This is a genomic window from Collinsella sp. AF04-24 (assembly GCF_003465685.1).
GTDB classification, from domain to species: Bacteria; Actinomycetota; Coriobacteriia; order Coriobacteriales; family Coriobacteriaceae; genus Collinsella; species Collinsella aerofaciens_AP.
Map to the genome: position 1 here is coordinate 38,629 of NZ_QSBK01000012.1, position 12,919 is coordinate 51,547.

The window sequence follows — 12,919 nt, forward strand, 5'->3', positions numbered from 1 at the left end:
CCATGTCTGAGCTCTGCTCCGTGCCGCGCGTCTCGGATCGCTTTGCCCAGAGCAATGCGCTCGACGAGGATATCGCGCGACTCAAATATGTTTCGGGTAAACGTGAGGAGGCCCTTCGCCGTCTGGGAATTCGGACGGTGGGGGACCTCCTTCTGCATATCCCTCATCGATACCTGGACTTTACGCGCTCCTGGTCCATCGAGATGGCGCCCATCGGTACCGTGTGCACCATCATCGCCACGGTCGACCGTATCGTTCAAAAGAAGCCGCGTCCGCGCATGCAGGTGACCGAGGTCTCACTCGTTGACGAGACGGGCGTGCTGCAGGTCGCCTTTTTCCGTCAGCCTTGGATTGCCCAGCAGCTTAAGCAGGGCGACCGCCTGGCCGTGATGGGCAAGGTCGAGTTTGCCTACGGTTTTAAGCAGATGGCCTCGCCGCACTTTGAAAAGCTCGATGACGGGCGTGCTGCGGGCACCATTTTGCCGGTCCATTATGTGAGTGACGGCGTGAGCCAGGCATGGATGCGCCGCATCGTAAGTGGCGCGCTCGAGGTCGTCGGCAATCCCTTCGACCCGATTCCCGCACGCTTGCGCGTTAAGCGTCGCCTGATGAGCAATGCTCGTGCGCTTCGATCAATTCACTTTCCCTCGAGCATGGCTGAGCGCGATATCGCGCGCGCACGGCTTGCCTACGAGGAGTGCCTTTACCTGCAGCTGGCGCTGCGCCTGCGCAACGACGGCAGCCTGGTCGATGTGGTGCCCTACGCCCACGCCGCGGGCGAGCACCTGGCCGCGCTCAAGCAAGCCCTGCCATTTTCGCTGAGCGACGAGCAGGAGGCCGCGTTCCAAGATATCCTGCGCGATATGTGCGATGGCGGGCGCGTGATGAACCGCCTGCTGCTGGGCGATGTCGGTACCGGTAAGACCGCCGTTGCCGCCTGCGCGCTGGCTGTGGCTACCGATAGCGGCACGCAGGCCTGCGTTATGGCGCCCACGGGCGTGCTGGCGCGTCAATATGCCGATAAGACCGGCCCCTTGCTCTCGCAGGCTGGCATGACCTGGGCGCTCCTGACGGGCGCCACGCCAGCGGCCGAGCGCGAGCGGATCCATGCCCAGCTGGAATCGGGCGAGCTCGATGTCCTCTTTGGCACCCACGCGGTGCTTTCGGATAACGTGGCGTTCAAGCATCTGTCGCTCGTGGTCATCGATGAGCAGCACCGGTTTGGCGTCGGCCAACGCAACGCCCTGCGTGCGAAGGGCCCTGGTGCCGATCTGCTCGTTATGACGGCAACGCCCATCCCGCGTACGCTGGCGCTTTCGGTCTACGGCGATCTGGACACGAGTATCATCCGCCATCGGCCCGTCCCTGGCGCTGGCGTGACGACACGCGTGCTTACCGAGTCGAGTCGCGACCTTGCCTATGGCGCCATCCGCGAGGCGCATGAAAAGGGTCAGCAGGCCTACGTGATTTGCCCGCTCGTGGAGCCGAGTGACTCGGCCGATGATCTGGAGGACGTGCCCGGTATCGCCCGCGACGACGAGGGCCGCGTGACGGTCCCCGTGCCGCTGCACGATACGGCGACCGAGCTCGATTGCCTGCGTCTGGCGTTGCCGGGTCTTGCCATCGAGCGCCTTCACGGCCGCATGCCAGCGGGGGAGAAGGACCAGGTTATCGATGCCTTTAAGCGTGGCGAGATTGACGTGCTCGTCTCGACTACGGTGGTCGAGGTGGGCGTCGACGTGCCTAACGCCACCGTCATGGTCATCGAGAACGGGGAGCGCTTTGGTTTGGCTGCTCTGCACCAGCTGCGCGGTCGCGTGGGCCGTGGCAGTGTGTCGGGCACGTGCCTGGTCATGACGCACTCCAAGGGCAATGGCGGCGCTTCGGCAGCACAAGATCGCCTGCAATCGCTCGAAAAAACCTCGGATGGCTTTACGCTCGCCCAGATGGACCTGCGTCTGCGCCACGAGGGCGAAATCCTGGGGTACCGTCAGCATGGCGGAGTGACCCTGCGCTTTGTCGACCTGGATGCCGACGAGGAGCTGATCGAGTGGGCCCATTTGGACGCGGTCGAGCTCTTGCGGTATGCTTGCAACCTTGACTCCGTGGCGACGCGCCCCCTGCGCGATGCGGTCGCCATGCGATATCGACACATTTTTAAGGAGGTCAGCGGAGGATGAGAATCATCGGCGGCGAATGGCGCGGTCGTAAGATCGAGGAGCCCCGTGGTCGCGATGTCACCCGCCCCACGACCGATCGCGTGCGCGAGGCATGCGCATCTATGGTCATGTCGGCATTCGACTTCGATCTGGACGAGGTCCGCGTGCTGGACGCCTTTGGCGGCTCCGGTGCCTTAGGGTTAGAGATGCTCTCACGTGGTGCCCGCTCGCTCACGACGTTCGAGATCGATCGGAATGCCGCGCGGCTCATTACCAAGAATATCGAGTCGCTCTGCCGTGACCGTGCGCGTTGGCGCGTGGTCTCGGGCGATATGCTGGTGAGTGCCTCGCGCGGTCGTGTGCCGGGCGGCCCCTTTGATCTGGTCCTGCTCGACCCGCCCTATGCTTTTGGCGCCGAGCCGGTCGAGGTGCTGCTGCAGAACCTGGCTCAGCAGGGTCTGCTTGCACCTGGCGCTTATGCCCTGTTTGAGCATGCCGCCGCCGATGCGGGCGCGCATCCGGCAGGCTTTGAGATCGTGCGCGAGAAGCGCTACGGCATTACCTCGGTCGACCTGCTTCGTTGGGTCGGCGATGACGATGGTGAGGAAGATTGCGCTGGCACCGATGCTCACAACAACGATGCCACGACGTTTCAGGAGGACGACCATGAATGACACCATCAACCGCGTGATCGTCCCGGGCACCTTCGATCCCATCACGTTTGGCCATATCGACGTCATCCGCCGCGCCCGCCGCATCTTTCCCAGTGTGATCGTCGCTGTTGCCGAGTCGCAGGGTAAAAACGGTGTGGGTACCACGTTTATGCTCGATGAGCGCGTGGCGCTGGCTCGCGAGGCGCTCGGTGATATCGACGGCGTCGAGGTCCTGCCCTTTACCGGCCTCTTGGTCGACTTCGCTCGCGAGCAGGGGGCGGGGGCCGTTGTCAAGGGCCTGCGCGCCATGACCGACTTTGAGTACGAGCTGCAGCAGGCAGACCTCAACTATCGCTTGGATAACGAGCTGGAGTCCATCTTTGTCATGAGTGCGCCGCAGTACGGCTATATCTCGAGTTCGGTCGTTCGCCAGATCGCCTCGCTCGGCAGCGATGTATCGACGTTTGTCCCGCCCAACGTGGTCGAAGCGCTCAGACACCGCTTTTCGTGACGTTTTTTATTGCCTGGTGGCATGTGGTAAACTAGCACGATGATATGTTACCTATGAAAGGAGACCGGATGCCGGGCGAGAATTTTCCTGGCGATAGGATCGTCAGCTTGGTCGATGAGCTCGAAGGGCTGATCGAGGAAGCCAAGCCGCCTTTCGGCAAGAACGCTCAGTTCAAGGTCATCGACGCCGACGTGTTCTTCAACATCCTCGACGAGATCCGCATGAGCTATCCCGAGGAGTGGCAGAAGTCCCGCCGTATCCTTAAGGAGCGCGAGGAGCTTATGGCTTCCGCCGCCGCTCAGGCCGATTCCATCATCGCCGACGCTCAGCAGCAGGCCCTCACCATTGCCGGTGAGCAGGAGATCGTCCGCTTGGCACAGCAGCAGGCCGACGACATCCGCGATCGTGCCCAGCAGTACGAGCGCGAGACGCGTTATGCTGCCGAGGACTACGCAGAGCAGGTCTTTACGCACCTGGAGGAGAACCTCAAGAGCCTGACCGGCACCGTTACCCGTTGCCGTCAGCAGCTCAACGAGGGTGCCGCCCAACAGAATGGTCAGTGGTAATGGCTGAGTTCCCGAGCGTTACCGTCGATCTTTCTGAGCAGCTCGAGTTTCCTGGTGATTCGTATCCGCTGACCGGCAAGGTCGATGTTGCCACCTACACGGTGGGCGAGAAGGAGTACCAGCTACAGGACGGCATCGACTACGACGTTGTCTTTACCAATGCCGGTACCGGTGTCTTGCTCACGGGCATGGTCCGCGCGCACGCCACCGGCGAGTGCGACCGTTGCCTGGAGCCTGCCTCGTTTGATATCGCCGGCGAGATCGAGGAGTTCTACCTCTTTGAGGAGCCCGAGGATCCCGAGGCCTACGAGGACGGCTACGAGCTCCTGGGTGAGGACCGCATCGTCGATCTGGGTGAGCCCATCAACGACGCGGTCGTCATGGACACGCCGTTTGTCGTTCTGTGCAAGCCCGATTGCCGCGGCCTGTGCCCCACTTGCGGTTGCAATCTCAACGTCGAGCAATGCGATTGCGCCGCCCAGGCAGAGGCAGAATGGGCCGCTGCCACGGAAAATCCATTTGCAGCATTGAAGAATCTCAAGCTCGATGAGTAAAACTGTGGTAGTATCGCTACTTGCGCGTAATCGCCACACTGGATAGTTCATAAGGAAGGTCACTATGCCCGTACCTAAACAAAAGCAGGGTCGTATCCGCACTCACACCCGTCGTTCCGCCAACATGAAGATCTCGGCTGCGGCTCAGTCCACGTGCCCCCGTTGCGGCGCTGTCAAGCTCCCGCACCACGTGTGCCCCAGCTGCGGTTTCTACAAGGACCGCGAGGTTATCGTTACCGAGTAACGGTATACTCTGGATGCGATGCCGTTCCAAATGGAACCACAATGGCCGGCTCAATGAGTCGGCCATTTTTGTATAAGGAGCATGTATATGAGTAACGTTCGCGTTTGTGTAGACGTTGTGGGTGGAGACGAGAAACCTCAGGTTGTTCTCGATGGTATCGAGACTGCACTTGCCGCCGATCCCGATATCGAGGTCTTGGCAGCTGGCCCCGCCGAAATCGTCAATCCCTTTGCTGCTTCCCACGCACGTGTTGAGGCCCTTGAGGCACCCGACGTTATCGCTATGGATGACGATCCCATTCGCGCCGTGATGACCAAACGCAAGTCGTCGATCGTGCTGTCGTGCCGCGCCATCAAGAAGGGAAATGCGGACGCGTTCTTCTCTGCCGGCTCGACCGGTGCCATGACCGCTGCCGCCACCGCCTATGTGACGCCGTTTAGGTATCAGGCCGAAGGCAAGAAGCAGCCGGTGCGCCCCTGTCTGACCAATGCGCTGCCCAATCGCGCCGGCGGTCTGACGGTGCTGTGCGATATGGGCGCCAACCCCGATGTCGAGGTCGACGACATGGTGCGTTTTGCCCAGATGGGTAGCGCCTATGCCCGCGTCGTCCTGGGCATTGAGCATCCCCGCGTGGGCCTGCTTGCCAACGGCACCGAGGACGAGAAGGGCTCCAATTTTACCAAGGCGTGCTTCCCGGCCATGAAAGCCGCCGTTCCCGGCTTTGTTGGTAACTGCGAGGGCACCGATCTTACGTCGGGCAATTTTGACGTCGTGGTCGCCGACGGCATGTCGGGCAACATCGCGCTCAAGGCCACTGAGGGCGCTGCTAAGTTTTTGCTGCAGGAACTCAAGGGCGTCTTTATGGCCTCGCTTGGCACCAAGATCGCCGCGCTGCTCATTAAAAAGCAGATGCGCCAGATTAAGGCCAAGCTTTCGGGCGACGCCAAGGGCGGCGCGATTCTTTTGGGCCTGCGCGGCGTGGTCCTGATCGGCCATGGCGCCACCTCGGTTGAGGCTGTTAAGAACGGTACGCTCGCGGCGGCAGAAGCCGTGCGCGCCGGGCTGGTCGAGAATGTCGCCAACTCTATGGACGGTATCGTTTTATAAGAGCGGCGTTATGCGTCTCGGGGCGTGCGTCGTGGGGTAGAATCAGAACCGTGTCTTGGTACCGCCCGGGCGGTACCATTCTTTTGGTATTCATGCACTATGAGAGGAAGCGCTATGGACCGCTCCGAAATCTTCGACAAGATCGCCGAGGTCGCTGCTGACGTTCTGGGCGTCGATGTTGCCGAAATTAGCGATGAGACCACCTTTGACGACCTCGATGCCAACTCGCTCGAGCGCCTGCAGCTGGTTACGGCTATCGAGGACGAGTTCAACCTCGAGATCGATGACGAGACTCTGCTCTCGCTCAACTCTGTCGCCGACGCCGTCGACGCGATCGAACACGCCAGGGAGGCCTAGGTCTTGGCTTTGTCTGAACGACTTACGCGTGCCCAGGAAATCCTGGGCCACGAGTTCAATAATAAGGTGCTGCTGCGCGCGGCGCTTACGCATCCCTCGGCAGTCGAGGGCCAGCCGGTTTCTGCCAGCTATGAGCGCCTTGAGTTCTTGGGCGATTCCATTTTGGGCGCCGTCGTCGCCCGTTCGCTCTTTGAGTCCTATCCGGAGTTTGACGAGGGCAAGCTCACGCGCCTGAAGGTGTCGCTTGTCTCGGGCGCCACGCTGTCCGAGGTTTCTCACGAGTTGGGCATCGACGACATCATCATCTTTGGTGCCTCCGAGACCGGTACCGGTGCGCGCGGCCTGCATTCGGCGCTCGAGAACGTCTACGAGTCGCTCGTGGGCGCGCTGTACCTGGACGCCGGCTGGGATGCCGCAGCGGAGTTTATCCACCGTACGCTTAAGCCGCATTTGGCTTCCGAGCGTGCCGAGCACCCCGCGAACCCCAAATCGTTCTTGCAGGAGTGCGTGCAAGCCGACGGCCACGAACCCCCGGCGTATAAGCTCGTTGGCTCCGAGGGCCCGGCGCATGCGCCCACCTTTACCGCCGTGGTGTTGATCGATGGTATTCGCCAGGGTCGCGGCTCCGGCTCCTCAAAGAAGGAAGCCGAGGGAGCCGCTGCACTCGAGGCACTTGACCGCATGGGCTACACCACCAACGGCGTGATTCTCAACAAGAAGCCTGTTTAAGCGAGGAACCGTGTATCTCAAGTCCCTCACGCTCAAAGGGTTCAAGTCGTTTGCCGACCGCGCCCATATGACGTTTGAGCCGGGCCTGACCGTCATCGTCGGTCCCAACGGCTCGGGAAAATCGAACATCTCTGACTCGATTCTGTGGGTCCTGGGCGAGCAGAGCGCCAAGCAGCTGCGCGGCCAGGCCATGGAGGATGTCATCTTCTCGGGCTCGTCAGCGCGCAAGCCGGTGGGTGTCGCCGAGGTCACGCTGGTGCTCGATAACTCGGACCATATGCTGCCCGTCGACTTTGACGAGGTCGCCATCACCCGTCGTATGTATCGCTCGGGCGAAAGCGAGTACCTCATCAACTCGAGTCCGTGCCGCCTGATGGACATTCAGGACATCCTGCACGATTCGGGCTTGGGCAAGGATACGCATTCCATCATCAGCCAGGGCAAGCTCGACGCCATTTTGCAGAGCCGCCCCGAGGAGCGCCGCGCCCTCATCGAGGAGGCCGCCGGCATTTCCAAGCACAAACGCCGCAAGGAGCGTGCGCTCAAAAAGATTAAGTCGATGGACGAGCACCTGACGCGTGCCCGCGACATCAATAAGGAAATCGCCCGTCAGCTGCGACCGCTGGAGCGTCAGGTCGATCGCGCGCGCAAGTACAAAGAGCTGTCCTCGCGCGCGAACGAGCTTACGCAGATGCTTGCCGTCGACGAGCTGCGTTCGCTGCAGTCGCAGTGGAACGACTTGGAGAGCCGCTCCAAGGAAGGTGCCGCCGAGCTGGAGCTTGCGCAGTACCGCATGGGCGAAAAGGAGCGCGAGCTCGAGAAGCTTCAGGTCATGCTCGAGGAAAAGGGCCTGTTTGTGGGCGATCTGGGCGAGCAGCGCCGTCATATGCAAGATGTGGTCGGCCGCATTAACTCCGACATGCGCCTGCTCGAGGAAAAGGGCCACAACATGGTGTCGCGCCTGTCTGACATGCGCGGTCAGATCTCGAGCTCCGAGCATCAGCGTCGTCGCGTGGTCGAGGAGCTCGAGGACGCGCGTGCCCAGCTTGAGGAAGTGACCGGTGCGCACATGCAGGCCCAGGAGGACGTTGACGCCGCTGGTCCTGCCGCTGCCGAGCTCCACGAGCGCCGCGTGGCGCTTGATGCACAGATTTCGCAGCTTACGCGCGAACAGCGCGATGTGCAGCGCGTGGCCGATAACGCCGCGCTCGAGCTCGCTAAGGTGAAGGATTCCTTGAGCAACGCCGAGGTCGAGGACAACATGTACGCCTCGCGCCTGGAGCAGATCGATGAACAGCTCGAGGAGGTCACGGCTTCGCTCGAGAGCCGTCGCGACCGCGCCGAGGAGCTTGAGTACGCTCTTGAGGAAGCTCGCCAGGCTCAGGTCGATGCGCGCGAGGCCACCGAGACGGCACGCGCTGCCCTCAAGGACCTGCGTGCCCGCGAGGGCGAGGCACGCAACAAGCTGTCCGAGGTGCGCTCGGAGCTTGCCAGTCAAAAGAAACTCGATGCCCGCATGGCCGACAGCTCGCCGCTCGTGAGCCGCCTGGTGGGTGCGCTGGGCGACGATGTCTCGGGTCGTCTGGGCGACGTGCTCGAGGCCCCGCGCGAGCTTGAGGGCCTGGTTGAGCAATTGCTCGCCGGCGATATCGATGCGCTGCTGTTCGACGATACGTCCGCGCTTGAGCGTGCCGGTCGTGCGGCCCTGGACCAGAAGAAGGCCTCGGGCGAGGCGCTGCTGGTAGCGCGCGGCGTGAGCGGTTCTGCGGCCGCCGAGGGTGCTTTCGGTACCCGTCTGGTTGATCGCCTGTCCGTTCGTGCGGGCTACGGTCCTGTTGTCGAGGCTCTGCTCGGCGGCTATTACGTGGTCGATGACTTGGCTGCCGCGTTGGCGGCGCCGGTTGTGGATGGCGTGACCTATGTGACCCCTGATGGTGCCCGCGTCGCCTGCGGCGGCCTGGTGCGCGTGGGCCTCGATGCCGGCGAGGCGTCGGGTGCCTTGGAGCGCAAGCGCCGTATCCGCGAGCTGGAGGGGCTTGAGCCCGATTTGGCCGCTGTGTTTGAACATGTGTCAGGCCAGGTCGTTGAGGCCAATGCGGCCGTTGAGGAAGCGCGTGCCGCCGAGGGCGATGCCGCCGGTGAGATTGCCCGCCTTGAGGGCGAGCGCCGCTCGCTGCTTTCCGAGATCGGCCGTCTGGAGCAAAGCGCCAGCAATGCCGAGGTCGAGCGCGTGCGCATCTCCAAGCGCCGAGAGCAGGCCTCCGAGGCCGTTCGCGCTGCGCGCCCGCGTGTTGACGAGCTTACCCGTTCGCGTGACGAGGCCCGTGCGCAGGCAAGCGATCTGGGCTTGCAGATTGCCGAGGCCAACGACGAACTCGACCGCGTTCGCCGTGACGATTCCGAGGCTGCCGGCAAGCTCGCCGACGCCAAGGTTCGCCTAGCCCAGACGAGCGAACGCCTGCGTTCGCTGAAGGGCCGCGTGCCCGACCTGGAGCATCGTCTTGAGGGCATCGACCGTCGTATCCGCGGAACACGCCAGGCCTCGCGCTCACTCGAGCTGCTGCGTCTGCGCGTCGACCCCATGCACGAGCGCTATTCGGCCCTGCTGGAGCGCGCGTCGGATTGGGCCGCGCGCCTGCGTGATCAGGCTTCACTCGAGGAGGCGGACTCGGCCTCGCTCAAGAAGACCATCGAGGATGCCAAGGCAGAGGTTACCCGCGCTAAGGAGCGGGTCGATACCGTCTCCGCCACGCAAAACGAGTTTAAGGTTGCGCGTGGCAAGCTCGAGGTGCAGGTAGAGGCCGCCATTAAGGCCATTACCGCCGATGGCACCACGGTACTCGAGGAAGCGCTCATGCTTCCCGCGCCCACCGACCGCGACGCTGCTGAGCGCGAGCTCAACCAGCTCGTGCGTCAGATCAACAACCTGGGCCCTGTGAACCAGGTTGCCATGGAGGAGTACGAGCAGCTCAAGCGCCGCGCCGATTACATCGAGGAGCAGCTGGCCGATCTGGAGAGCGCGCGCAAGGCGCTCACCAAGATTACGGTGGCCATTGATCGCAAGATGCGGAAGGCCTTCCTGGTGACGTTTGAGAAGGTCGACGCGAACTTCCGCGAGATCTTCGCTATGCTCTTCCCGGGCGGTCAGGCTCATCTGGAGATGACCGATCCCGAGCATCCGGCCGAGACGGGCATTGAGGTCGTGGCGCAGCCGCGCGGCAAGCGCATCACCAAGATGATGCTCATGTCGGGCGGCGAGAAGAGTCTGACGGCGCTCGCCCTGCTCTTTGCCGTGTACCGCACGCGCACGGTGCCGTTCTATGTGCTGGACGAGGTCGAGGCGGCGCTTGATGACGCCAACCTGTCCAAGCTCATCGGCGCCCTCGATGTGCTGCGTTCCGATACACAGCTCTTGGTCATTTCGCATCAGCGCCGTACTATGGAGGATGCTGACGTTCTCTATGGCGTCTCGATGCAAGCCGACGGCGTCAGTCGCGTCGTCTCGCAAAAACTCGATCGCGAAACCGGAAAGGTCGTGAATGCATAATGGGATTCTTTGACGCTCTCTCGCGTGGACTTGAGCGCAGCCGCGAGGCGCTCAACGAGGTCTTCTACTTTGGCGGCGAGGTCGACGAGGACTTTTGGGAGGACCTTGAGGACACCCTCGTTATGGGTGACATGGGTGCCGAGGTCGCCATCAAGGTCTCAGATGACCTGCGCGATGCCGCGGCCAAGAAGAACCTTAAGACCGCTCCGCAGCTTCGCCGTGCCCTGGCCGAGCAGCTCGAGCAGCACTTTGTGCCCATCGAGCGCGATCCGTTCGCCGATACGCCGAGCTGCGTGCTGTTTGTGGGCATCAACGGCGCCGGCAAGACCACGACGGTCGGCAAGATTGCGAGTGCCATGGCCGCCCGCGGCAAGAACGTCGTGATCGGTTCTGCCGATACCTTCCGCGCTGCCGCCATTGAGCAGCTCGATGTGTGGGGCCAGCGCGCCGGCGTTCCCGTCATCAAGCGCGACCGCGGCTCCGACCCGGCAAGCGTGTGCTATGACGTGCTCGACGAGGCCGACAAGCGCGGCAGCGACCTGGTGCTTATCGATACCGCCGGCCGTCTGCACACGAGCCCCGAGCTCATGCGCGAGCTTGCCAAGGTGGTCAACGTGACGCGTAAGCGCGCCGCCAATATGGCCGCCGATCCCATGCCCGTCTATGTCGTGCTCGTGATCGATGCCGCCACCGGCCAGAACGGTCTGAACCAGGCGCTCGAGTTTAACGAGGCGCTGGGCCTGGACGGTATTATCATGACAAAGCTCGACGGCACGGCAAAGGGCGGTATCGCCATGGCCGTGGCCGAGAAGCTCAAGCTCCCGATTCTGCGCGTGGGCGTGGGCGAGCAGGTCGATGACCTACAGGAGTTCAATGCCAAAGATTTCTGCCGCGCCCTGGTGGGCGAGTCCAATTAAGGAGTGACTAGTGTTTGATTCTCTGAGCGATCGCCTCAATGACACATTTGACCGCCTGCGCGGCAAGGGTAAGCTGACCGAGGCCGACATCACCTCGGCCATGCGCGATATTCGCATGGCGCTGCTCGAAGCCGACGTCAACTTTAAGGTTGTCAAGGAGTTCGTCGCCAAGACCAAGGAGCGCTGCATGACCGCAGAGGTCATGGAGTCGCTGTCGCCGGCGCAAAACGTCGTCAAGATCGTGCTCGACGAGCTCACTGAGATGCTCGGCTCCACCGAGAGCAAGCTCGTCTTTAGCAACCGTATCCCCAACGTCATCATGCTCGTGGGCCTGCAGGGCTCCGGTAAGACCACGGCGGCCGTAAAGCTGGCCTACCTGCTCAAGAAGCAGGGCCGCTCGCCGCTGCTCGCCGCGTGCGACGTCTACCGTCCCGCCGCAGCCGACCAGCTAGCCACGCTTGGCGGAGAGATCGGCGTGCCGGTCTTCCGTGGCGACGGTGCACACCCGGTCGACATCGCCAAGGGCGCTATTCAGGAGGCCGTCGACCACCTGCGTGACGTGGTCATCGTCGATACCGCCGGTCGTTTGCAGATCGACGAGCAGATGATGCAGGAAGCCGTGGACATCAAGAAGGCCGTCAAGCCCGATCAGGTGCTGATGGTCGTCGATGCCATGACCGGCCAGGATATCGTCAACGTCGTCTCGACCTTCGCCGAGCGCACCGACTTTGACGGCGTGATCATCTCCAAGCTCGACGGCGATGCCCGTGGCGGTGGCGCACTTTCGGTGCGCCAGGTGACCGGTAAGCCCATCAAGTTTGTGAGCATGGGCGAGAAGCCCGATTCGCTGGAGCCGTTCTACCCCGACCGTATGGCCAAGCGAATCTTGGGCATGGGCGACGTCGTCGGCATCATCGAGAAGGCCCAGGAGGCCGCCGATGCCGAGCAGCTCGAGGCCGCCGAGCGCATGCTGCGCGAGGGCTTTACCATGAACGACATGCTCGACCAGATGAAAGCCGTTAAGAAGATGGGCGGCATGAAGGGCATTCTCGGCATGCTCCCCGGTGGCCAGCGCGCGCTCAACCAGATGGGCGGCAACCTGGACGAGGGTATCTTCGACAAGAACGAGGCCATCATTATGTCGATGACCAAGGAGGAACGCCTGCGCCCCTCCATCATCAACGGCCAGCGCCGCGCCCGCATTGCCAAGGGAGCCGGCGTAACCCCCACCGAGGTCAACGGCCTTATGAAGCAGTGGGGCGAGATGAATAAGATGATGGGCCGCATGCGCACGATGGCCAATCAGGCACAGGCCGGCGGCAAAAAGGGCAAAAAGGGTAAGAAGGGCAAGAAGATGCGCATGCCCAATATCCCCGGCCTGGATGCTATGGGTCTGGGCGGCATGGGCGGCTTGGGAATGGGCGGTCCCAAGTCCGATATGGAGCTGCTGCGCCAGATGGAAGCGCAGATGCGCAATAAGAAATAGAGCTGTAATTCCAGCTTGATATGGCAAAGGCCGCTCGGAAGCTACCGGGTGGCCTTTGCTGTTGGCTTTGTTTGTTGGGTTGCGTTTGG

At 62.4% G+C, this 12,919-nt stretch carries 12 protein-coding genes; all 12 read left to right on the forward strand.

Translation table 11 applies throughout. The features are described from left to right. Positions 1–2 precede the first annotated feature (2 nt). The 12 genes from recG (at position 3) to ffh (ending at position 12,830) form a co-directional block, all read left to right on the forward strand. The gene (gene recG, locus DWV32_RS06115) at positions 3–2,180 is read left to right on the forward strand and encodes an ATP-dependent DNA helicase RecG (protein WP_117757582.1); all 2,178 of its coding nucleotides are present in this window, start codon (positions 3–5) and stop codon (positions 2,178–2,180) included. Next, positions 2,177–2,833 carry a 16S rRNA (guanine(966)-N(2))-methyltransferase RsmD gene (gene rsmD, locus DWV32_RS06120; protein ID WP_117757583.1) on the forward strand — a complete coding sequence of 219 codons (657 nt, stop codon included), beginning with the start codon at positions 2,177–2,179 and terminating at the stop codon, positions 2,831–2,833. Before recG ends, rsmD begins: the two co-directional genes overlap by 4 nt. After that, positions 2,826–3,323 carry a pantetheine-phosphate adenylyltransferase gene (gene coaD, locus DWV32_RS06125; protein ID WP_117564151.1) on the forward strand — a complete coding sequence of 166 codons (498 nt, stop codon included), beginning with the start codon at positions 2,826–2,828 and terminating at the stop codon, positions 3,321–3,323. Before rsmD ends, coaD begins: the two co-directional genes overlap by 8 nt. A 68-nt stretch (positions 3,324–3,391) precedes the next feature. Beyond that, entirely contained in the window at positions 3,392–3,889 is a 498-nt protein-coding gene (locus DWV32_RS06130) for an ATPase (RefSeq protein WP_040358176.1), read from the forward strand. Next, complete coding sequence (locus tag DWV32_RS06135) at positions 3,889–4,443, forward strand: DUF177 domain-containing protein (protein WP_055309521.1); 555 nt, start codon at positions 3,889–3,891, stop codon at positions 4,441–4,443. Before DWV32_RS06130 ends, DWV32_RS06135 begins: the two co-directional genes overlap by 1 nt. Before the next feature lie 64 nt (positions 4,444–4,507). Further along, positions 4,508–4,687 (forward strand): 50S ribosomal protein L32, encoded by a 180-nt coding sequence (gene rpmF, locus DWV32_RS06140; RefSeq protein WP_022094017.1) that lies wholly within the window; start codon positions 4,508–4,510, stop codon positions 4,685–4,687. Between the two features lie 87 nt (positions 4,688–4,774). Next, on the forward strand, positions 4,775–5,794 hold the full coding sequence (gene plsX / locus DWV32_RS06145; RefSeq protein WP_117757584.1) for a phosphate acyltransferase PlsX: 1,020 nt from the start codon (positions 4,775–4,777) through the stop codon (positions 5,792–5,794). A 114-nt stretch (positions 5,795–5,908) separates the two neighbouring features. Then, a complete protein-coding gene (locus tag DWV32_RS06150) occupies positions 5,909–6,151 on the forward strand; it encodes an acyl carrier protein (RefSeq protein ID WP_117635126.1) in 243 nt (80 codons plus the stop codon). A gap of 3 nt (positions 6,152–6,154) precedes the next feature. Further along, positions 6,155–6,880, forward strand: a complete 726-nt coding sequence (gene rnc, locus DWV32_RS06155; RefSeq protein ID WP_117637759.1) for a ribonuclease III — start codon at positions 6,155–6,157, stop codon at positions 6,878–6,880. 10 nt (positions 6,881–6,890) lie between these two features. Beyond that, positions 6,891–10,427 carry a chromosome segregation protein SMC gene (smc, locus tag DWV32_RS06160; RefSeq protein WP_117757585.1) on the forward strand — a complete coding sequence of 1,179 codons (3,537 nt, stop codon included), beginning with the start codon at positions 6,891–6,893 and terminating at the stop codon, positions 10,425–10,427. After that, positions 10,427–11,344, forward strand: coding sequence for a signal recognition particle-docking protein FtsY (gene ftsY / locus DWV32_RS06165; RefSeq protein WP_117757586.1), 918 nt, complete (start codon positions 10,427–10,429; stop codon positions 11,342–11,344). The genes smc and ftsY overlap by 1 nt, the downstream gene beginning before the upstream one ends. Positions 11,345–11,354: 10 nt before the next feature. Next, entirely contained in the window at positions 11,355–12,830 is a 1,476-nt protein-coding gene (ffh, locus tag DWV32_RS06170) for a signal recognition particle protein (protein ID WP_117655405.1), read from the forward strand. Positions 12,831–12,919 lie beyond the last annotated feature (89 nt).